Below are 20,228 nucleotides of genomic sequence, written 5' to 3' on the forward strand. Positions count from 1 at the left end.
TTCATGAGCAGCGCAGTCAAACCGGTAAAAAACTTGACCCGAAAGCAGGTCTATACCTTTTTTGAGCGCTTGCGTGAACAGCGTCCGCATCCAACCACCGAACTGAATTTCTCCTCACCGTTTGAATTGCTGGTGGCAGTGACCTTATCGGCGCAGGCCACCGACGTCAGCGTGAACAAAGCCACAGATAAGTTATTTCCAGTAGCGAATACTCCGGAAGCGATTTATGCACTGGGGGTTGATGGGCTAAAGGACTATATCAAGACCATTGGCCTATATAATTCCAAAGCGGAAAATGTGATTAAGGCCTGTAAAATCCTGATTGAAAAGCATAACAGTCAGGTACCGGAAAATCGGGCCGATCTGGAAGCCTTACCGGGTGTGGGGCGTAAAACAGCCAATGTGGTGCTGAATACAGCGTTTGGTCAACCGACCATGGCAGTTGATACCCATATTTTCCGTGTCGGCAACCGAACCGGTTTAGCGGTGGGTAAAAATGTGCTGGAAGTGGAACACCGTCTGGTGAAAGTGATTCCCAAAGAATTTATCGTTGACGCACATCACTGGCTAATTCTGCATGGCCGCTATTGCTGTATTGCCCGCAAGCCCAAATGTCATGAATGTGTGGTGGCCGATGTCTGTAACTGGCCAGACCGGTTTGAGTTTGGAGCTGCGCGCCAGATTGCGGTCAAAAATATTGAAGCTGAATCCTGAATTCAGCTTTTTTATACTTGAAGATGACCTGCGCTGCATATTCGAGGTAGATCATTCAATAATGCTGATGTAAGTCGGGCGATAAAAACCCGCTTAGTCTTGTGCGTCTTTATCCTGTGCTTTTTTCTGCTGCTCTAATTGCGCCTGCAATTTAGGATGTAATTGACGCTGATGTGGCTGGTTGGCATTTGCAGCACGTTCTTCCTGACGCACTTTTAGCAGCATTTTATAGCTGATATAAAACAGACCCACCAACATGGCCAGGAACAGCACCATTAAAATTAACATACCAATTTTCACCGAGGCAGTTTCCTTATACGCACGCAAATAAAAAAGGAGCCCTACTATGACCGAGGACTCCCTTAAAGTCAAAACAATCAGCGGGTGATTATTTTGCCTGATCTAAAATTGCGAACAGATCCGCTTGTACATCTTCAATTGGACGTAGACCGTTAAGTTTGTCATACGTCGGTGCATTTTCACCTGTCGCTGCGCGGCCTTGGTAGAAACCAACCAGTTGCTCAGTTTCAGTGTGGTAAGACGCTAAACGCTTACGAATGGTTTCTTCCTGGTCATCTGGACGTTGTACCAGATCTTCACCCGTTTCATCATCTTTACCTTCCACTTTTGGCGGATTGTAAACGATGTGATAAACACGACCAGAAGCCGGGTGCTGACGGCGACCAGACAGACGCTGTACGATTTCTTCGTCCGGTACATCAATTTCAATCACGTGATCAATGTTGATACCTTCTTTTTCCAGCGCTTCCGCTTGTGGAATAGTACGCGGGAAACCATCAAAAATGCAGCCATTGGCACAATCAGGTTGAGCAATACGCTCTTTCACTAAACCGATGATCAATTCATCTGAAACCAGACCACCGCTTTCCATTACGTTTTTAGCCTGTAGACCTAATTCAGTACCTTCACGAATCGCAGCACGGAGCATATCACCGGTTGAAATTTGTGGGATATTGTAGCGCTTACAGATCAACTGAGCTTGTGTACCTTTACCTGCTCCAGGTGGTCCGAGTAAGATAATGCGCATAAAAAAACATCCTCATTTTTAACAATGTACATGACACTTTGTTCATGACGAACTCAGGTTCGACATGCTGTCCAGCATCCAATTATAAGAAAGCGACAAACAAATGTATTAAACCAGCAATAAAACCGGTTACCCCTCCCAATACAATCAAGATCCATTCATCTTCCTGAAAGGCAGGACGCAATAAATTTTGAAACTCTCTTGGTGTAAGTTCAAGAATACGTTCTCTAAACATTTGATAGATTTTCTGTGCACGGCTCGCATTAAAGGCTGGGTCGCATACAGGCACCATCGTAATTTCAATTGAGCGATCGATCAAGTCTGTCTTGAGTTTTGCGTATTCTTTTGGCCCTAAAGACAATTGTAAAGAGGTTCTGACCAGTGGGGTTTCCATAATTTCATTAATATGGCGTTTAACAATCCGACGGGTCTTGTCTTTTTTACTGCCATACATCATTTCGGTCATAATGGATTTTAAAGTAATTAAATCTTCGGTGACCACACTGGCAAATACATCAGACACCTCTTCCTGGCGCTTCATAAAGGCACCCTGAACATTATAGGTGCCAATGCGCGGAATAACAGGTTTAATCCACGGAAATTTGCGACTCTGTGTTCGCGTAAAAAATTGTGGATACTTCACATAATGCGGTTCAATCGGGTTGAACACCATCCAGATCGCAATCCAGTTGGTTAAAAAGCCCCAGATGGCGGCCCAGAATGGTACGGTCCAGTGCCACGGCACAATAAACCAGACAATCATCTGGAATATACCAAAGAACATCCCGATTAACGCACTGATATGCCAGATAAAGTTAATTTCTTTCTGGCCCACTTTCAGGAACATGCGCACCATTAAACGGCGGTCGCCTTCCATCTGGCGTACCACCATTTCGCGCATATCCACCAGTGACTCGACATTCAAAGTCAGTTCAGTGACCAGTTCACGTAGCACCGCAGGCAGCTGTTTATGTGCCTGGGCATAAATGCGGCGTTTAATTGAATAGGGCAGGTTCTCCCACAGCACAGCATTGCGGTCGATCATCACCTCATCAATTAAATGCTCCAGCTCGAAACCGACCTGCTCGCCAATAATCCGTGCCATATCTTCCGGGTCCATGGCATCCAGAAATTCGCGCAATGAGCCCAGTTTAGACAAGGTATTGTCGGTAATAATGCCTGAAATACGCCCGGCTTTTCTCGGCACAATCCCCTGCCAGCCCACCGGCAACGGCCCCAGATGAAAGCCCCAGAAATTAATGGGATAGAACACCATTTTCAGTGCCATCCACACGTGGGCCCAGGTCACAAAAGCGGTGACAGGGATAATGCTGAGCACAGCCCAAAAATCCGGGCGATTCAAAAAGGTTTGCCACAACTGATTGATGTACTCAAGCATGCATATTTTCCATATTTATTTCTAATTACCGGATTCTAAAAGCATTTAACTCGCTATTCTGGCTATAAACCCACACTTAAAGTATAGGAAAATTGTAGTTTTGGCTCGGTTTCTGCAATCACCCGACCGGCCCGATCTTCCAGTTTTTCACCTGCACCAATCCCCACACTAAAGGTACTGATCCGTTCACGGCTCAGCAAGACATAAGCAAGATCTACACCAGCGCCCAGACGTGCTTTCTCTTTCTGGTCGACCACTTTGGATTCAAGATGACCCGCATAAGCTCCGATATAATAACCATTTTTATCTTTACCGGTGAAATGATATGGCAAGCGAAAGCCAATTTGTCCACCCGGTTCATGATCCCCATTTAAAAATGCCCCGGCTTTGGCATAGGCAATGCCGTAGGGATTGACCCATTCTGCATTTAAATGAAGTAATTTTTGTGTAATTCCTGCCCCGATATTCCAGGTTTTTGTATCTTCCCCGGTCAATTTTGCCTGTGGGAAAAAAGAAGATTCTTCGGCATAGGCCACATTGCACAGTGCAATACATGCCACTAAGGAATATACTTTTTTCATTATTTTCACCAAGTTCCTTAATTCTAATTGTAAAACAATCCTGTTTTATTTTTTTGACTGTAGCAGATTTACCCGGATTCTTATATACAGCAGCCGATCTTTTTATTGTCGCAAAAGTCAAAAACCTAAATCACATTATTTGTGTCGAATCGGTCATGCAGGCATACGCAAAGCGCTGTGTTATCGGCTAGAATAACAGCCCTATTCTCATCTCCTTGATCTGTTTAAGCCGATTGCATATGAAACAGCACTTTCCTTTAAAAAACGTTCAGCAAGAAAAGCGCATTTTTCGCAATCGGGTATTCATCTCTATCGGGCTGGTCAGTTTCTTTTTACTGCTGCTGGTGGTACGTTATGCCTATCTGCAAATCAGTAGCTTTGATGAGTTTGCCACCGCATCTGACAAAAACCGGATTCGCCTGCAACCCTTAGCGCCCGCACGCGGTTATATCTATGACCGTAATGGGGTGTTGCTGGCCGATAACTATCCGGTCTTTACCGCGACCTTAAGCCGGGCCGATGTCGAAGATATTGATGCCACCATCGAACGGCTGACCCCGATTCTGGAACTGACTGAAGAAGATATTGAACGCTTCCAGAGCCGGATTAAAACCGCGCGTAAAACTGAACGGGTCTCCATTAAACTGAATCTGAACGAAACCGATATTGCCCGTTTCAGTGAAGTAAAATTCCAGTTTCCCGGGGTGAATATTGAAACCCAGATGACCCGTTACTATCCACATGGTGAGCTGTTTGCGCATGTGATTGGTTATGTGGGCCGGATCAATGACAAAGAGCTGAAAGAGATTGATAAAGATGCCTACGCCGGCACCAACCTGATTGGTAAAATTGGCGTAGAAAAATCATATGAGCATTTACTGCACGGCGTACCGGGTAATGAATCGGTCGAGGCCGATGCACACGGTAATGTACTGCGTCATTTGGGCCGTAAAGATCCGGTTCGCGGTAATGATCTATACCTGTCCTTAGATTATGGCCTGCAAGTGGTGGCCTCTGAACAGCTGGCTGGCCGCCGCGGTGCGATTGTCGCGCTTGATCCACGTACCGGGGAAATTCTGGCGCTGGTGTCGAGCCCCAGCTTTAACCCGAACCTCTTTGTCACCGGCATCAGCCATACCAACTATGCCGCCCTGCGTGACAATATTGACCAGCCGCTGTATAACCGTGCCGTGCAAGGGGTGTATCCGCCCGGCTCGATCATTAAGCCAATGTTTGGTTTAGGCGGGATTCATTATGGTCTGGTCGACTGGAGCACTGCGATTCAGGATTATGGCTATTTCACCTTACCGGGCGATAGCCACCGTTTCCGTGACCATAAAAAATCGGGGCATGGCATTGTCAATATGCACACCGCTCAGGTGGTGTCCTGTGATACCTATTTCTATGTATTGTCCTACCGGATGGGCATTGAAAAGATGAATGACTGGATGCGCCAGTTTGGTTTTAGTGAGCGCACTGGCGTCGATTTACCAAGTGAAAGCACCGGCCTATATCCAAGTCCGGAATGGAAGATGCGTACCCGCAATGCCAAATGGATGCGCGGCGAAACCATTTCAGTCAGTATTGGTCAGGGTGCCTTTACCGCGACACCATTACAACTGGCTATGGCCACGGCCATTACCGCCAATCAGGGCTTTAAAGTTACACCACACGTGCTGCGTGAAAGCCGCGGTGCGCGTCCATTTAAGGTGCATAATGGCACCAATGGCCGCATTGAATTTAACGGGACAGATGAAGACTGGATTAAAATGCGCGATGCCATGGTGGATGTCATTCAATCGGGCACCGGTAAAGGCATTAAAAGCGGCCTACAATATTCAATTGCCGGAAAAACCGGAACCGCGCAGGTCAAAAGTATTGCCCAGGGCAAACGCTACAATGAAGCACTGCTCACCGACCGCCAGCTTGACCATGGTTTATTTGTCGGCTTTGCCCCGGCAGAAAAACCTGAAATTGCCATTGCGGTGATTCTGGAAAATGGCCGTGGCGGGAGTGCCGCCACTGCCCTGGCCCGTCCAATTCTGGATTACTGGCTACTCAACAAAGACAAGAATCCGATTCGTCCATCTGCGACCCAAATTAGTGGTGGCCTGATGACCGCCGGCCTGAAACCAAGTGAACTGCCAAGTGCCGAAGGCGCTCGTAGCACCACTACTCCGGCTCAGGACACCGCTGCATCTGCGCCAGCAACACCGGCTGCTGCCCCATCTGCCACAATAGAGAGTGACTAAACCATGAAAAACCAGCTACGAATTATTGGTGGAGACTGGAAACGTCGCCAGTTGGCCTTTGCCAGTATTGATGGTTTACGCCCGACGCCGGACCGGGTGCGTGAAACCCTGTTTAACTGGCTGATGTGGGATGTGCAAAATGCCAAGGTACTGGACCTGTGTGCCGGCTCGGGAGCGCTTTCCTTTGAAGCGCTATCACGTGGTGCTGCACAGGTCACCATGATTGAACCGGACCGGACCCAAGCCCAGTTCCTGACCCAAAACTTAGAGCTGTTAAAAGTCACCAAAGCCCGGGCTCAGTTAAAAATCAGTACTGCACAGCAGGCGCTGGCCAGCCTGAAAGACAGCTATGATCTGGTGTTTCTTGATCCGCCTTATAACCTGGATTTATGGGAACAGCTGGCACAATTGGCTGATCCATTAATTCAGGATAAAGGCTTGATTTATGTCGAGGCCGACCGTGATCTAAACCAGCTGAAACTGCCGGCCTCCTGGCAGCAAATCAAGGAAACCAAAGCCGGTACAGTCCGCGCCGGACTGTATCAGAAATCACTTTAACGTTTGATTGAACGGTTATAAAAAAAGGATTCCAGATGGAATCCTTTTTGATTTATACGCCCGGTCGTAATGGACGCTGCACTCCAGAAGTCGGCGGCAAAGCCGTCACTGGTTTGGCCTTAGCTGGATTACTCACCTGTGGCTTCTTCACGGGCGGCTTGTTGGCCACCGGACGATTTGGCTTTACCGGTTTGCTTTGTGCAGGTTTACTCTGTGTCGGTTTATGTGCAGGACGATTGGCCTGACCCGGTTTTTGCCCATGCGGACGTTGAGCATGTGGACGATTCACTGGCTTAACCGATGGACGCTGCTGAAGATACACCGGACGGCGTTCATGTTCCCAACGCGACACGGTATATGGATAGTTTGAATAGCCTCGATCATAACCGGTATAGACGCTATGTCGTGGACCATTCTCATACGGCGTGACCACACACCCGGTAAGCGCCACCGCCACCAGCGACACAAAAGCCAGCTTTTTCATGCAATTTACCCCCTGTTCAGATGGCTGCATTTTCAGCAGTCAGCATGAATTTACTGGCAATTTTTTGTTAAGTTCCTGTATGTGCAAGTTCACATTTCATCCATATCTTGGCTATTTTTCTGGTGGATAAAAGAAAAGACTGGCCGAGCTTCTGTCCAGTTAAGGTTTTATCTGCTCTTCCCAATCTAATATTTAAATATAGATATAGAATTGACTTAGGATAAATGTGCTTTTGACTCGATATTCAAGCAGCACAAATATTGAATGCACAAAAGAAAAAAAAGACAGCCGTAGCCATCTTTTTAGAATCAGGGAAAATTGGTTATATTGCTTAGGCTATTTAGTTTTTAAACAGGCCCTGTTTTTCAATAAACTCAATAATCTGCTCCAAACCATCTTTGGTTTTCATATTGGAAAATAAAAATGGTTTATCACCACGCATGCGCTTGGCATCCTGATCCATTACTTCCAGACTGGCGCCGACCATCGGGGCTAAATCGGTTTTGTTAATAATCAGCAAATCAGATTTGGTAATGCCCGGCCCACCTTTACGTGGAATTTTTTCACCACCGGCCACATCAATCACATATAAAGTCAGATCGGATAATTCCGGACTAAAGGTTGCCGCCAAGTTATCGCCACCACTTTCAATAATGATCAATTCCAAGCCATCGAACTTTTCACACAAGTCGTCAATCGCTGCCAGGTTAATCGAAGCATCTTCACGGATGGCAGTGTGCGGACAGCCACCTGTTTCGACACCGACAATCCGGTCTGGGCTCATGGCTTCGTTGCGGGTAAGAAAGTTGGAGTCTTCCTTGGTATAAATGTCATTGGTGACCACCGCCATGTTATAGCGCTGGCGCAAGGCCTGACATAAATTGAGAGTAAGTGCAGTTTTACCTGAACCGACTGGACCACCGATGCCGACACGTAATGGAGAACGTTCTGTCATGTTGATTTTCCTTTTCTTGTCCCTCTCCTCTTAGGAGATAAGCAGTCATACTGCGCTAAGGTGAGGTGATTTCCCTCTCCCATAGGGAGAGAGAATATTGATTAAATTTTTGAGCCCTCTCAATCTCCCTTTTAAAAGGGAGACTTTCTTAGGATCTAAATAATCGTGAATACTGTGTTTCATGTGCCATACTGAGCATGGCGTAATTGGGTAAGGCGCTACTGAGCTGCTCATATTCCAGCGTTAAGGCTTTTTCGATGGCTGCCGGAACCTGCTCATGTAAATACCATAAAATCCGTTGCCCACTCATCTGCCCCAGCGGGACAGTTTTCACAGCCGCCAGCACCTGATTTTCCAGCACAGTAAAGGTATAAGCGGTTAATACATCTGCGTCATTGAGACCCAACTGGCCGCAGAGCTGGGCATAAACCGGCACAAAACCTAGCTGTTTTTTCACCGTCACCGGCATTTTCAGCACATCTTTAATCCATGCATTAAGAGAAAATGCCAGCTGCTGTGATTCTGCTAAAAGTTCACGGCTTTCCCGACTGGCACGATAAATCTGCGCCCAATGATCAAACTGTGTGTCATCATCATAAAATTGCATCAGCCGTTTTAAGACCGGTAGTTCAAAACGTACCAGTAGCATCTCCAAGACTTCTTCAAAGTAAGCAATGCTACTGTGTTCATCGTGAATTAAGCCTTGCTCAATGGCACTTTCCACACCTTGCGAGTAGCAATATGCTCCGACTGGCAATGCTGTCGATGACAGTGTCAGCAGTTTCAGTAGTTGTGCTGCATTAGTGATGGGCATGCGCGTGAATCGCTTTGATTGGGCTTAAGCGGTGGTCGTGTGCATGTTGTGCGTATGCGCCACTTTCCGGTTCAAACGGATGTTCAACTTCATTCACGGCGAGTCCTAAACCGACCACCATTTCTGCTAAAACGTGGTCAGGCTCAAAATAGAGTGCACTTGGTGTCAGCATCAGTGGTACATGGCGATTGCCTAAGTGGTAAGCCGCTTTGAGTAAATCAAAATCGGTTTTTGCCACCACTTGCATCAGGCGTTCAGGTTTAGCATCGACTCTTAAAATGTCGCCGTGTTCTGTGGCAATAAATGAGCCGCTACGCAAAATTCCTGTGCGTGGTAGGTCTGCACCAATATCTGTTCCGTTTTTGAGTGTTGCACGAAATCGGCTCTTTTGGCGGGTGTCGAAGCTGAGTTCAACGGTTTCAAAAGTGCTTCCCTCTGAAATGTGTTCTATTCGCTGAGTGTAGATTTTCATGCTATTCCTTTTGTCACGAAGATGTTTTGCTTTGATTTATGTTTTTCAATTTCAAAGCAAAATATCTGTAAATTTACGCATCAAAAGTAAGCAGTTTTTATGCCAATTATGAGTTTTTTTGGTGCATTTACTTCCTAAATTCACTCACTAATTTAGCAAGTTGTTCCATACCATCAAATGTGGTTGGGATTTTGTCATCTGATGATACAAGGGGTGAAAAGATAATATTTTCAAATTTCTCAAAGCCTGCTGCATTTTTCTTATGTAGTTTTTCTGAATCTTCAGCATAGTTATGAATAAACTGACAAAGTGTCATTCGTAGTTCAAGCTGCATCATTTGAGATTGTACAGAACGGACGTGCTGTAAACTCACTCTTACAAAATACAGAATAATCAGCATAAATGTTGAAACAGGGAACATTACATATAACAGGTACTTTAGAATATCCTCACCTTTTATTAGAAATCCCAAAAAAAGAAAATATGATCAGAGTCAATGGAGTAATGGCCTGTAGTGGTCAACAAATATTGGACACAGTTTTAAGTTTTTGTTCAGCCTCATAAGGGCTGACCCCTTGATTAAAATGATGTGGTCGGATGCGGTTGTAGTACTGCATTAAATAAAAACCAATGTCTGCTTTGGCTTCTTGAATGGAATGGTAACCAAGTTTTGGGATCCATTCCGTTTTAAGACTTCTAAAGAGTCTCTCTGTAGGTGCATTATCCCAACAATTCCCTCTGCGGCTCATACTCTGCACCATTGCATATTGCTGAAGCCTATATCTGAACAGATAACTTTTATACTGACTGCCTTGATCGGTATGAAATATTACGCCTGTAGGTCTACCTCTGGATCGCCAAGCATCTTCTAAAGCATTAGTCACTAAATGCTGACAGGCTTGATCTGACATAGACCATCCAATCACCCTGCGTGCGTAAAGATCGAGTACAACCGCTAAATATGCCCAGCTTTTATCTATCCAAATATAAGTGATGTCACTCGTCCATACACGATTTGGCCACGTAGGATTAAACTGTCTATTTAGTACATTGTCTGTATGGATATCATCGCCTTTACTACCTTGATATCTATGCTTTCTGCGCTGTTTTGAAATCAATCCTAGACTGCGCATAAGTTTACGTATTAGGTATCGCCCCACCTTGATGCCTTGGCTTTGTAAGACGTATCTGATGCCACGGCTTCCTAAAGAACCACGGCTTTGCTTAAAGATACTGGAAATCAACACCTTCAACTTAACTCTGCTTGGACGGCAGAGATCACGTTGAGCACGATAGTGATAGTAACTTGAACGCAGAATACCAAAGGCACGACAGACCAACTCAACAGGACGTAACTTTCTTAACTGGTCTATCAGTGCATATGTTTGAACTCGTCTGACATTAAGAGAGCTGTAGCCTTTTTTAGAATCATCTTCTCCTGTTCGAGCTGATAAATACGGGCTTCAAGTTCTTGTATCTTGCGCTGTTCAGGAGTTAAAGCATTTACTACTGGAGTTTGTCCGCTACGTTCGAGTTGAAGCTGGTCAACCCAGCGTCTCATAGCAGTTTGACCAACATCTAAAGCGCGGCAAGCCTGTAAGATAGAATAGCCCTGATCGAGTACAAGGCTAGCAGCTTCAACTTTAAACTCTGGAGTAAATGTACGTCTTGGTTTCATAAGCACCTCATTGGTGAATCTATTATCACCTAATTTGGTGTCCAACTTTATTAAACCACTACAGAAAGTCCCTCTTTTTTAAAGAGGGATTTAGGGAGATTCTTAAAACAAAAAATACCGCTGTGCCATCGGCAACACTTCCGCAGGTTCACACGTCAGTAATTTCCCATCCGCCCGAACCTCATAAATTTCAGGATCAACTTCCATCACAGGGCAGTAAGTATTCAGCTTCATATCTTTCTTCTGAATATCCCGTGTGCCTTTACATGGGCTAATCAACTTTTTCAGCCCTAGCTTTTCATGCACACTCGCATCAATCGCCACTTGCGACAAAAACGCAATACAGGTGTTATGCACACCACGGGCATTGGCACCAAACATCGGACGATAATGCACTGGCTGCGGTGTTGGAATTGACGCATTAATATCGCCCATTGGCGCTGCCGCAATCATCCCGCCTTTAATAATCATCGATGGTTTTACACCAAAAAATGCGGGCTTCCACAACACTAAATCGGCCAGTTTACCGACTTCCACCGAGCCAATTTCATGACTTAAACCATGGGTAATCGCAGGGTTAATCGTATATTTGGCGATATAACGCTTCACACGATGATTGTCATGCGTGGCATTGTCACCCTCTAAAGGTCCACGCTGCACTTTCATTTTATGTGCGGTTTGCCATGTGCGTATCACCACTTCTCCAACACGCCCCATCGCTTGCGAATCCGATGACATCATGGCAATTGCGCCCAGATCCTGCAAAATATCTTCCGCAGCAATGGTTTCACGGCGAATACGACTTTCCGCAAATGCCACATCTTCCGAAATGGCAGGGTCTAAATGGTGACAGACCATCAACATATCCAAATGTTCATCAATGGTGTTGATGGTATAAGGACGGGTTGGATTGGTGGATGATGGCAATACGTTTGGCTGACCAATGGCTTTTAAAATATCAGGTGCATGTCCACCACCCGCCCCTTCGGTATGGTAAGTGTGAATGGTCCGATTTTTAAATGCCGCCAAAGTTTCTTCCAGGAAACCGCTTTCATTTAAGGTATCGGTATGAATTGCCACTTGCACATCATATTCATCGGCAACACTTAAACAGTTATCAATCGCAGCCGGTGTCGAGCCCCAATCTTCATGCAGTTTTAAACCCACTACACCTGCACGAATTTGCTCGGCAATCGATTCAGGCTGACTGAGGTTACCTTTACCCAATAAACCAATATTCATGGGTAAATCGTCAATGGCTTGCAGCATGGTGGAAATATGCCAAGGACCCGGAGTCACCGTCGTTGCCGATGTTCCTGCTGCAGGACCTGTACCACCACCAATCATGGTGGTTACACCAGACATTAGTGCTGTTTCCACTTGTTGCGGGCAAATCCAATGAATGTGGGTATCAACACCACCCGCGGTGAGAATCTGCCCTTCACCCGCAATCACTTCCGTTGCCGCACCCAGGGGAATAGTAATATCAGGTTGAATATCAGGATTACCGGCTTTACCTATCTTCCAAATACGTCCGTTCTTTAAACCTACATCGGCTTTAACAATGCCCCACCAATCTACAATTAAAGCATTGGTAATGACGGTATCGGCAACGTCATCAGCCAAAAGTTGTGACTGCCCCATTCCATCACGAATGACTTTACCACCACCAAATTTAACTTCTTCACCATAAGTGGTGAGGTCTTGTTCCACTTCAATAAACAGTTCGGTATCGGCCAAACGAACCCGATCGCCTACCGTTGGACCAAACATTTCCGCATAGGCACGGCGTGACATTTTCATTTTAATTTTTCCTTAATCCAATGGACCCATGACACGACCGGCAAAGCCATAGACTTCGCGTTTACCGGCTAAAGCCACCAGTTCAATATCCCGGCTTTGACCCGGCTCAAAACGTACCGCTGTGCCTGCGGCAATATTTAAACGAAAACCTCGTGCCGCTTCACGGTCAAACTGCAAGGCATCATTGGCCTCATAAAAATGAAAATGTGAACCGACTTGAATCGGACGATCTCCGATATTACTGACGGTCATTTTTAAGGTCTGACGCCCCACATTCATTTCAATGTCTGAGTCTGGGGTAATCACTTCTCCAGGTATCATGTTTGACTCCTAGACAATCGGTTGATGCACAGTGACGAGTTTTGAGCCATCTGGAAAAGTCGCTTCAACCTGAACTTCGGCAATCATTTCCGGTATACCTTCCATCACATCTTCACGTTTTAATAACGTGGTACCGTAATGCATTAGCTCACTCACGCTCATACCATCACGCGCGCCTTCTAACAACGCGGCAGAAATATAGGCAATCGCCTCGGGATAGTTCAGTTTTAGCCCACGTGCTTTACGGCGTTCGGCCACCAAGCCCGCAGTAAAAATTAGCATTTTGTCTTTTTCAGTGGGATTGAGTTCCATATCTCGTTCCTAAATTTGTTCTAAAGGGTGTAATGCAAAATGTGTGCTAAAAAATGATGTTCCCTCTCCTTTCAGGAGAGGGTTAGGGAGAGGTAATAAACCCAATGTATTTACCCTCCCTCTAGCTCCCTCCCATTGGGAGGGAGAACTTCATTTTATGTCCGCCAAATCCTCGGAAATTCTTCATCTAAATCAAACCAGTCACGGCGCAGCTTGGCACGTATTGCGGCAAAGGCATCATGACACTGGCGTACGTCATCACCCAGATAACGTGCTGTCACCACATCATCCAGCAGGGTTAACGTCACCTTAATATCCATGCGCATAATCAGCTCACGGATTTGATCAATCTGCTGATCTAAATAGAATTTTGAGCGGAATTTTTCTGGCGGCACTGCCCAGAAGCTAGCCATGACTGCATGACCGTTCATTCCCAAACAGGAGCTGAGCCAGCGGTCATTGCCACTAAAACTCAAACGGTCAGTGACCAGTAATTTATTGTTCCGGTACAGCTGAAATCGATTTTGATAACTGCCCTCGATAAATGTTTCATGGCGCGCCTGACGGCCCAGTACCAACATATCCCAACCAATAAAACTGGCGGCATCCTCCAAAATAACTCTGGTTTCAGAATTGGCATGTGCACCATTAAAGAGCATGGTTTCTTGTGGTAGCCATTCAAAAATAGAGGCATCTTTAACTGTAATATCAATATGTTGGAAAGCCTGTTTTTGATTGGTCTTGTACCATTTTCCTGCACCCGGCGTGGTCACCAAGGCATGTGCGGCCTGCTCTGCCGACATCTGAAAGGTTAAATGATCACCCCCGGCAATGCCTGCCGGTGGATGCACAATAATGGCGTGGCACACCCCGGTTTTTTCCGGCCACAGCATTTTTTGCACCCGAACAGGACCATGATGTTTACGATGATCCAATACGGTGCGATTTTCTGCGCCTTTAAAGCCAAGTTCGAGCTGTGCAAACCAATATTGCACCGCAGGCTTCACTTCTGTTGCCACCAGCTGATTCATTTTGCTCAATTCGTATCTTTTTGAAGTCTATGCCCTGGCATTAAGCAATAACTGCACCAGTTTCTATCGGCGCAGATTTCGCTTTGGCTGACTGCCATTTCTTGCTATGGTGCATCTGCATAGGGAATGAGGATGTGAACAATATGCAAATTCGTGATCAAATTGTTTTAGTGACTGGCGGCGCACGCGGTTTAGGCCTGGCGATTACCCGAACCTTATTGGCGGAAGGGGCGCGTGTAGTGGTAAATTATTTAAACAGTGCCGCTGCTGCCGAGCAGCTGGTGCAACAGTATCCAGAGCAGGTCTTTGCCTATCAGGCCGATGTCACTGACAAAGCCCAGGTGCAGGCTCTCTTTGCCGCAGCCAAGGCGCGTTTTGGTCAGGCCATTCATAGTGTCATCAACAATGCCTTAATCAACTTTGAGTTTAATGGTGATGCCCGTCCCAAAGTTGAAGACCTGACGCCGGCCATCATGCAGCAACAGTTTGATGGTGCAGTTGTGGCTGCCCTCAATACCACCCAAGCAGCGCTTGAGGATATGAAAACTGCCGGATTTGGCCGTATTGTGAATATTGGTACCAACCTCGTGCAGAATCCGGTGGTGCCTTATCATGACTACACCACCGCCAAAGCCGCACTGTTGGCCTTTACCCGTACTGCAGCGCATGATCTGGGCCAATATGGTATTAACGTGAATATGTTGTCTGGCGGTCTGCTCCAAACCACCGATGCCAGCAAAGCCACGCCAGATGCGGTATTTGATTTAATTGCTGCCTCGACGCCACTACGCCGCGTTACCACCCCAGAAGAATTTGCCGCAGCTATTATGATGTTCCTGTCACCGTATTCGCGTGCAGTCACCGGGCAAAACCTGATTGTTGATGGCGGTCTGGTCAAAGGTTAACTGCAGTTTTGTGTGACTTTTATCACAATAAACTAATTTTTAAGCAGTTAAACCGGTTTGTCATGCTAGAGGTGGGCTGAATTCGCTAGACTATGGTCCATCCTCTCTTCACTATTTTGCTAACATGAAACCCCTGTTTGCTTTGGCCTGCTGTACCCTGCTGAGCGCCTGTATGTTCGGTAACTCCCAAGAATTAAAACGCGCTGAACAATTGCTGGCGCAATTTGAATGCCACAATATTGAAACAACGCTGATGACCCATAGTGCTATTAACAGCTATCACGAACATGCGCTGGTTGCCGCCCGGCAAAAAGCCAGCCGTTATGTCGAGCAATATCGGGAAGGTGAACAGCAATCCAGCCTGGCGGTGGATGAAATTGTGCAGCAGCAATATCATCTTTATACCGCTGCCTGCCAATCATTGGGCGGAATTTTTCCCAAAGCAGAACAGCCTTAAATCAAAATCAGATATTTAGAAGTTTGATCACACAAAACAGCCGATCAATCAGAGAGAAGCTTCAACCTCTCGCATCTTGATGTACTGCTAATTTCGATATTGAAAGCATATAAATAAAAAGACAGGGTCGATGCCCTGTCTTCTGTTTTTTTAACAATGAGTGACTATTCAGCCGGTTCTGCATAGTAACGAGTATCGACACTAAACTGTTCCGGGAATTTGGCGGCAATGCTGGCATAAAACGCCATGATTTCGGCCATGTCTTTTTCCATATCTCCCGATGGATAGACAATTTTACCCACGCCACATTTTTTCTGGGCGTAGTCCATATAGGCCAGTGCAATTGGCACGCCAGCCGTTACCGCCACATGGTAAAAACCGGTTTTCCACTGTTCCTGTTTGGCGCGTGTACCTTCTGGCGTGACCAGCATCACCAGCTTAGGATGCTGCTTGAACAAATCACTCATCAGCTGCACCATGCTCGGACGCTGCTCACCGGCTGCCTTCGGACGACGGTCAATGCCAATTCCGCCCATTGCACGGACAAAAGGCCCAAACGGAAACTTCATATAACTGTCTTTAATGGTCAGGCGAACATTCACGCCCAAGGCTTTAAGCGCCAAACGTGCATATAGTGCATCCCAGTTACTGGTATGCGGCGCGGCAATCATCACACACTGGTCCAAATCCAGCGGCCAGTGATTGTCAATTTCCCAGCCCATCAACCCCAAGCTCTGTTCTGCCAACTTCTCAAACACAAGCACAATCCACACAATAAAAATTGCGCGAAGTTTAACAACTCAACAGATTTAAAAAAGAGCAGATTGCCGAATATTTAATCAATTAATATATAAATGTATACAATTAGCCAAACCGTCAATCGCCATTCCTGCCAATCTTTCGGGTTTTTCTTAAATAAACCGGATGCCGGAAACTGAAAATAAATACTCACAGAAACCCAACAGGGCAATTTTTACAATCAGGCTATGCTGACCCTATCTGTCCTGTCAGGAGATTGATCGGTGAAAATAAAAATTCTGAGCCTTGCCCTCACGGCGCTGTTACTGGCCGCCTGTGATAACAATAAAACCCCTGAAACCGCCCGCGATGCAGAAACCACCTCGCCTGCCGCAGCCACTGACATGAGCGCCAATGATACAGCCGCCACCGCACTGGACTGGCCGGGAGAATATAAAGGGGTCTTGCCGTGTAGCGACTGTCAAGGCATTGAAACCGAGCTTGAGCTAAAAATGGATAAAACTTATGAGCTGAATGAGGAATTCCTAGGCCGCGCCAATGGTCAGGAGTCCAAAATTACCGGTACATTTGAATTTGACCCGAATGATCCTGCCGTTATTATTCTGGATCAGGCTGCCAATAACCGTAAATTCTTTGTCGGTGAAAACTTTATTGAAGCGCGCGATGTCAACAATGGCGACAATATTGATGCCAGCCAGAATTATCGTCTGCAAAAAGACCTGCAATAAAGCACAAGATCTAGCATCGCTAAAAGTCACCACTTTGGTGGCTTTTCTTGTTTCAAAACGGTTTTTTGCCCGCGATAAAATTTGCTACAAAACAGCGGCTCAATTTAGCCCTCTGCTCTAGGCGAATATGCCCGAAAAGTTTATGTTTAATACCTTATCCAAAGATTGATCTGTTGCCATGTTATCTCGTCCTCTTCTTGCAATTAGCACCTTGTCCTTGTGTTTAAGTGGTTGCGGTGGGCAAGCTGAAAAAAGCAGTACCATGAGCAATGCCCAGGCCCAAACTGAAACCCAACCGCAAGACAGCTTGATGCCTGCTGCTGAAACAGCAGCACCACAGCCGGAGCCGCTGGCCGGTCACTACAAAACCATCCTTGACTGTGATGATTGCCAGCAGCGTATTCTTGAGTTAAAGATTCATCCGGATCAGAGCTACAGCCTGCAAGATACCCGTATCTATGCTCGCCGTCAGCGTAGCCAGAATACACAAGGTCAGGTCAGCTATACCAATGAACAGACTGCCCAATTAATCAGTACCGATCAGCAGATTCAACAATTGCAGCCCACAGCAAACGGGCTGGAACTTGTAGATGCCTCATCCAAACAGCCAGCACTAAAACTGGAACGTGTTGCGACCATTGAAGTCAGCAATGCGCTGAAACATGCCGACATTCAGGCCGAACATATTGATAGCTTAAGCTTTCGCGATATTACCGATACCGTCAAAGCGCATGACTACTATATGCGTATTCATAACCAGTCAGATCAGCCGCTAAAACTGAAAGTCAGCGATATTATTCTGGTCGATCAAAACTATCAGGAATATAACGCGCTGGTTGATGAAAGCTTTTTAGAACCTATTCCGGCCCAGCAAACCCGCTACAATAAAATCAGCTTTAATTATCCGGACAATGCGGTGGCGGACTATATTAAGGTGAAATAGCTTTTCTTTTTTCTTTCATTTTCTATTCTGCCGTTTCTTTTTATCTTGCTGTACTGATCTTCTTTTTTCTTTCTTATTTATTCTTTTTATTCAAGCATAAAAAAACCCTGCAGATGCAGGGTTTTTTCTAAACCGTCTAACGATTAGCCGTTGAACTGGTTCATTGTGTTTTTCGCATCGTCACCCGCTTTAAGCGCGTTGTCACCAGCGAAGATTTCTTTGTGGTCATCACCGATATCAGAACCCGCCATTGCTTGGTGTTTCACACAAGCGATACCGCCACGGATTTCTTTACGTTGTACGCCAGCAACATAAGCCAACATACCTTCAGAACCGAAGTAACCTTGAGCAAGCTCGTGAGTAGACAGAGCAGCTGTGTGGTAAGTCGGAAGTGTGATTAAGTGATGGAATACACCCGCTTCACGAGAAGCATCTGCTTGGAATGTACGTACTTTTTCGTCAGCTTCAGCAGCTAATTCAGTGTTGTCGTACTCAGCACTCATTAACTTAGCACGGTCGTATGCAGATACATCTTTACCTTCAGCAACCCAACGGTCGTACGCTTGTTGACGGAAGTTTAAAGTCCAGTTGAACGATGGAGAGTTGTTATAAACAAGCTTCGCATTTGGCACAACTTCACGTACACGGTTCACCATGTGAGCGATTTCTTCAACGTTAGGCGTTGCAGTTTCGATCCAAAGCAGGTCAGCACCGTTTTGTAAGCTGGTTACACAGTCAAGTACAACGCGGTCAATTTGAGTGCCTTCACGGAACTGGTACAGGCCAGATGCTAAACGCTTAGGACGGTGTAATTTACCATCACGCTTGATCAGGATTTCGTCTTCTTTCGCTTCAGAGATGTCAATTTCTTGAGTGTCTAAGTAGCTGATGTATTGAGAAGCGATGTCGCCTGGCTCTTTAACCACTGGGATTTTTTGAGTCAAGTCAGCGCCTTCAGAGTCAGTACGTGCAACGATGATACCGTCGTCAAGACCCATTTCCAGGAACGCATAGCGAAGCGCGTGGATTTTCGCGATGAAGTCTTCGTGTGGAACAGTTACTTTACCTGCTTGGTGACCACATTGTTTCGCATCAGAAACCTGGTTTTCGATTTGCAGTGCACAAGCACCCGCTTCGATCATTTTCTTCGCAAGTAAGTAAGTTGCTTCTTCGTTACCGAAACCAGCGTCGATGTCGGCAATAATTGGCACAACGTGAGTTTCAAAGTTGTCGATTTGAGCAGTGATTTCAGCTGCTTTAGCAGTATCACCTGCGTCTTGTGCTTTTTTCAGTGCACGGAACAAATCGTTTAATTCTTTTGCGTCAGCTTGACGTAAGAAAGTGTAGATTTCTTCGATCAATGCAGGAACAGAAGTTTTTTCGTGCATAGATTGGTCAGGAAGTGGACCGAATTCTGAACGAAGTGCAGCAACCATCCAGCCAGACAGGTAGATATAACGCTTAGAGGTTGTACCGAAGTATTTTTTGTTCGCAATCATTTTTTGTTGCGCAACGAAACCGTGCCAGCAACCTAATGATTGAGTATACTTGCTGCTGTCTGCATCGTATTCAGCCATATCACGACGCATAATCGCAGCTGTATATTTAGCAATGTCTAAACCAGTTTTGAAACGGTTTTGCATCTGCATACGCGCAGCATCTTCAGGACTGATGTCTGCCCAAGTGTTACCGAATTTCGCTTTCAATTCGCGGATTGCATCAATCGCTGTTTGGTATGTAGTCATGATATTTTCCTGTATTAATTTTAGGATTTTCTCCAACGAAATGACTAAAATCATACCTCTGGATGTGTTCAGATTTAGAGCACTTCGTCGTGTTGAGTACAGATTAGAGTGAGTTAGAAAATTAATCCAATATCCTCAAAGAATCTTCACTATTTATTTAAAAAATATGTAGATCAAAGTCGTATCCGAAAATTTATATTACAAAACAAATATTTGATTTTTATTAAATAAATTTTATTTTACAATTCAAATAACCGATTAAAAAACAC

Annotated in this window: 23 protein-coding genes; 7 read left to right on the top strand and 16 right to left on the bottom strand. The window is 45.7% G+C overall.

Annotated elements, in window-relative coordinates:
- Positions 1 to 3: 3 nt before the first annotated feature.
- Positions 4 to 714 (top strand): endonuclease III, encoded by a 711-nt coding sequence (gene nth, locus GA693_RS07650; RefSeq protein WP_045796358.1) that lies wholly within the window; start codon positions 4 to 6, stop codon positions 712 to 714.
- Between the two features lie 93 nt (positions 715 to 807).
- On the opposite strand, the gene GA693_RS07655 is transcribed toward nth, so the two are convergent.
- The 4 genes from GA693_RS07655 to GA693_RS07670 form a co-directional block, all read right to left on the bottom strand.
- The gene (locus tag GA693_RS07655; protein WP_160241129.1) at positions 808 to 1,014 is read right to left on the bottom strand and encodes a hypothetical protein; all 207 of its coding nucleotides are present in this window, start codon (positions 1,012 to 1,014) and stop codon (positions 808 to 810) included.
- 88 nt (positions 1,015 to 1,102) lie between these two features.
- On the bottom strand, positions 1,103 to 1,762 hold the full coding sequence (gene adk, locus GA693_RS07660) for an adenylate kinase (protein ID WP_005179287.1): 660 nt from the start codon (positions 1,760 to 1,762) through the stop codon (positions 1,103 to 1,105).
- 82 nt (positions 1,763 to 1,844) lie between these two features.
- On the bottom strand, positions 1,845 to 3,161 hold the full coding sequence (locus tag GA693_RS07665; protein ID WP_005179289.1) for a hypothetical protein: 1,317 nt from the start codon (positions 3,159 to 3,161) through the stop codon (positions 1,845 to 1,847).
- 62 nt (positions 3,162 to 3,223) lie between these two features.
- Positions 3,224 to 3,742 carry a hypothetical protein gene (locus tag GA693_RS07670; protein WP_104484164.1) on the bottom strand — a complete coding sequence of 173 codons (519 nt, stop codon included), beginning with the start codon at positions 3,740 to 3,742 and terminating at the stop codon, positions 3,224 to 3,226.
- Positions 3,743 to 3,981: 239 nt separating this feature from the next.
- Here GA693_RS07670 and mrdA point away from each other — a divergent pair, with 239 nt between their 5' ends.
- Positions 3,982 to 5,994: a penicillin-binding protein 2 gene (gene mrdA / locus GA693_RS07675; RefSeq protein ID WP_160241128.1), complete on the top strand. Its 2,013-nt coding sequence runs from the start codon at positions 3,982 to 3,984 to the stop codon at positions 5,992 to 5,994.
- A 3-nt stretch (positions 5,995 to 5,997) separates the two neighbouring features.
- Complete coding sequence (rsmD, locus tag GA693_RS07680) at positions 5,998 to 6,552, top strand: 16S rRNA (guanine(966)-N(2))-methyltransferase RsmD (protein ID WP_160241127.1); 555 nt, start codon at positions 5,998 to 6,000, stop codon at positions 6,550 to 6,552.
- Between the two features lie 52 nt (positions 6,553 to 6,604).
- Here the strand turns inward: rsmD and GA693_RS07685 are convergent, their stop codons facing one another.
- From GA693_RS07685 to GA693_RS07730, 10 genes are all read right to left on the bottom strand, one after another.
- Positions 6,605 to 7,036 (bottom strand): hypothetical protein, encoded by a 432-nt coding sequence (locus GA693_RS07685; protein WP_160241126.1) that lies wholly within the window; start codon positions 7,034 to 7,036, stop codon positions 6,605 to 6,607.
- Between the two features lie 340 nt (positions 7,037 to 7,376).
- Entirely contained in the window at positions 7,377 to 7,991 is a 615-nt protein-coding gene (gene ureG / locus GA693_RS07690; protein ID WP_005179298.1) for an urease accessory protein UreG, read from the bottom strand.
- A 148-nt stretch (positions 7,992 to 8,139) separates the two neighbouring features.
- Positions 8,140 to 8,805, bottom strand: a complete 666-nt coding sequence (locus tag GA693_RS07695; protein WP_160241125.1) for an urease accessory protein UreF — start codon at positions 8,803 to 8,805, stop codon at positions 8,140 to 8,142.
- Complete coding sequence (gene ureE, locus GA693_RS07700; RefSeq protein WP_160241124.1) at positions 8,792 to 9,277, bottom strand: urease accessory protein UreE; 486 nt, start codon at positions 9,275 to 9,277, stop codon at positions 8,792 to 8,794. The genes GA693_RS07695 and ureE overlap by 14 nt, the downstream gene beginning before the upstream one ends.
- Positions 9,278 to 9,404: 127 nt before the next feature.
- Entirely contained in the window at positions 9,405 to 9,614 is a 210-nt protein-coding gene (locus tag GA693_RS07705; protein WP_104499707.1) for a hypothetical protein, read from the bottom strand.
- A 181-nt stretch (positions 9,615 to 9,795) separates the two neighbouring features.
- Positions 9,796 to 10,955, bottom strand: a protein-coding gene (locus GA693_RS07710; protein ID WP_160241123.1) for an IS3 family transposase whose coding sequence is annotated in 2 segments (ribosomal slippage) — positions 9,796 to 10,703 and positions 10,703 to 10,955 — 1,161 coding nt in all. Because the reading frame shifts where the segments join, the coding sequence is not laid out codon by codon here.
- Between the two features lie 102 nt (positions 10,956 to 11,057).
- A complete protein-coding gene (ureC, locus tag GA693_RS07715) occupies positions 11,058 to 12,758 on the bottom strand; it encodes an urease subunit alpha (RefSeq protein ID WP_160241122.1) in 1,701 nt (566 codons plus the stop codon).
- Positions 12,759 to 12,770: 12 nt separating this feature from the next.
- The gene (locus GA693_RS07720; protein ID WP_160241121.1) at positions 12,771 to 13,079 is read right to left on the bottom strand and encodes an urease subunit beta; all 309 of its coding nucleotides are present in this window, start codon (positions 13,077 to 13,079) and stop codon (positions 12,771 to 12,773) included.
- A 9-nt stretch (positions 13,080 to 13,088) separates the two neighbouring features.
- Positions 13,089 to 13,391, bottom strand: a complete 303-nt coding sequence (ureA, locus tag GA693_RS07725) for an urease subunit gamma (protein ID WP_005179314.1) — start codon at positions 13,389 to 13,391, stop codon at positions 13,089 to 13,091.
- Between the two features lie 155 nt (positions 13,392 to 13,546).
- Positions 13,547 to 14,422: an urease accessory protein UreD gene (locus GA693_RS07730; RefSeq protein WP_160241120.1), complete on the bottom strand. Its 876-nt coding sequence runs from the start codon at positions 14,420 to 14,422 to the stop codon at positions 13,547 to 13,549.
- Between the two features lie 143 nt (positions 14,423 to 14,565).
- On the opposite strand from GA693_RS07730, the gene GA693_RS07735 reads away from it, so the two are divergent.
- Together GA693_RS07735 and GA693_RS07740 are read left to right on the top strand one after the other, a co-directional pair.
- Entirely contained in the window at positions 14,566 to 15,327 is a 762-nt protein-coding gene (locus GA693_RS07735; RefSeq protein ID WP_016659275.1) for a 3-oxoacyl-ACP reductase, read from the top strand.
- Between the two features lie 124 nt (positions 15,328 to 15,451).
- Positions 15,452 to 15,784 (top strand): hypothetical protein, encoded by a 333-nt coding sequence (locus GA693_RS07740; protein ID WP_127800581.1) that lies wholly within the window; start codon positions 15,452 to 15,454, stop codon positions 15,782 to 15,784.
- Between the two features lie 164 nt (positions 15,785 to 15,948).
- On the opposite strand, the gene GA693_RS07745 is transcribed toward GA693_RS07740, so the two are convergent.
- Entirely contained in the window at positions 15,949 to 16,542 is a 594-nt protein-coding gene (locus GA693_RS07745; RefSeq protein WP_127800579.1) for a 1-acyl-sn-glycerol-3-phosphate acyltransferase, read from the bottom strand.
- Between the two features lie 264 nt (positions 16,543 to 16,806).
- On the opposite strand from GA693_RS07745, the gene GA693_RS07750 reads away from it, so the two are divergent.
- Together GA693_RS07750 and GA693_RS07755 are read left to right on the top strand one after the other, a co-directional pair.
- Entirely contained in the window at positions 16,807 to 17,271 is a 465-nt protein-coding gene (locus GA693_RS07750; protein WP_160241119.1) for a copper resistance protein NlpE, read from the top strand.
- A gap of 178 nt (positions 17,272 to 17,449) precedes the next feature.
- Positions 17,450 to 18,214: a copper resistance protein NlpE N-terminal domain-containing protein gene (locus GA693_RS07755; RefSeq protein WP_005179324.1), complete on the top strand. Its 765-nt coding sequence runs from the start codon at positions 17,450 to 17,452 to the stop codon at positions 18,212 to 18,214.
- Between the two features lie 143 nt (positions 18,215 to 18,357).
- Here GA693_RS07755 and GA693_RS07760 read toward each other — a convergent pair whose 3' ends face one another.
- Positions 18,358 to 19,959 (bottom strand): isocitrate lyase, encoded by a 1,602-nt coding sequence (locus GA693_RS07760; protein WP_005179327.1) that lies wholly within the window; start codon positions 19,957 to 19,959, stop codon positions 18,358 to 18,360.
- Positions 19,960 to 20,228: the final 269 nt, after the last annotated feature.

The organism is Acinetobacter indicus, assembly GCF_009914475.1.
Lineage (GTDB): Bacteria > Pseudomonadota > Gammaproteobacteria > Pseudomonadales > Moraxellaceae > Acinetobacter > Acinetobacter indicus.

Excerpts from the sequence above, each read along its gene's own strand:
- ureE (WP_160241124.1), bottom strand. The coding sequence starts at position 9,277 with ATGAAAATCTACACTCAGCGAATAGAACACATTTCAGAGGGAAGCACT.
- GA693_RS07760 (WP_005179327.1), bottom strand. The coding sequence starts at position 19,959 with ATGACTACATACCAAACAGCGATTGATGCAATCCGCGAATTGAAAGCG.
- adk (WP_005179287.1), bottom strand. The coding sequence starts at position 1,762 with ATGCGCATTATCTTACTCGGACCACCTGGAGCAGGTAAAGGTACACAA.
- GA693_RS07730 (WP_160241120.1), bottom strand. The coding sequence starts at position 14,422 with ATGAATCAGCTGGTGGCAACAGAAGTGAAGCCTGCGGTGCAATATTGG.
- GA693_RS07665 (WP_005179289.1), bottom strand. The coding sequence starts at position 3,161 with ATGCTTGAGTACATCAATCAGTTGTGGCAAACCTTTTTGAATCGCCCG.
- GA693_RS07720 (WP_160241121.1), bottom strand. The coding sequence starts at position 13,079 with ATGATACCTGGAGAAGTGATTACCCCAGACTCAGACATTGAAATGAAT.
- nth (WP_045796358.1), top strand. The coding sequence starts at position 4 with ATGAGCAGCGCAGTCAAACCGGTAAAAAACTTGACCCGAAAGCAGGTC.
- GA693_RS07670 (WP_104484164.1), bottom strand. The coding sequence starts at position 3,742 with ATGAAAAAAGTATATTCCTTAGTGGCATGTATTGCACTGTGCAATGTG.
- mrdA (WP_160241128.1), top strand. The coding sequence starts at position 3,982 with ATGAAACAGCACTTTCCTTTAAAAAACGTTCAGCAAGAAAAGCGCATT.
- ureA (WP_005179314.1), bottom strand. The coding sequence starts at position 13,391 with ATGGAACTCAATCCCACTGAAAAAGACAAAATGCTAATTTTTACTGCG.
- GA693_RS07685 (WP_160241126.1), bottom strand. The coding sequence starts at position 7,036 with ATGAAAAAGCTGGCTTTTGTGTCGCTGGTGGCGGTGGCGCTTACCGGG.
- rsmD (WP_160241127.1), top strand. The coding sequence starts at position 5,998 with ATGAAAAACCAGCTACGAATTATTGGTGGAGACTGGAAACGTCGCCAG.
- ureC (WP_160241122.1), bottom strand. The coding sequence starts at position 12,758 with ATGAAAATGTCACGCCGTGCCTATGCGGAAATGTTTGGTCCAACGGTA.
- ureG (WP_005179298.1), bottom strand. The coding sequence starts at position 7,991 with ATGACAGAACGTTCTCCATTACGTGTCGGCATCGGTGGTCCAGTCGGT.
- GA693_RS07740 (WP_127800581.1), top strand. The coding sequence starts at position 15,452 with ATGAAACCCCTGTTTGCTTTGGCCTGCTGTACCCTGCTGAGCGCCTGT.
- GA693_RS07705 (WP_104499707.1), bottom strand. The coding sequence starts at position 9,614 with ATGATGCAGCTTGAACTACGAATGACACTTTGTCAGTTTATTCATAAC.
- GA693_RS07695 (WP_160241125.1), bottom strand. The coding sequence starts at position 8,805 with ATGCCCATCACTAATGCAGCACAACTACTGAAACTGCTGACACTGTCA.
- GA693_RS07735 (WP_016659275.1), top strand. The coding sequence starts at position 14,566 with ATGCAAATTCGTGATCAAATTGTTTTAGTGACTGGCGGCGCACGCGGT.
- GA693_RS07755 (WP_005179324.1), top strand. The coding sequence starts at position 17,450 with ATGTTATCTCGTCCTCTTCTTGCAATTAGCACCTTGTCCTTGTGTTTA.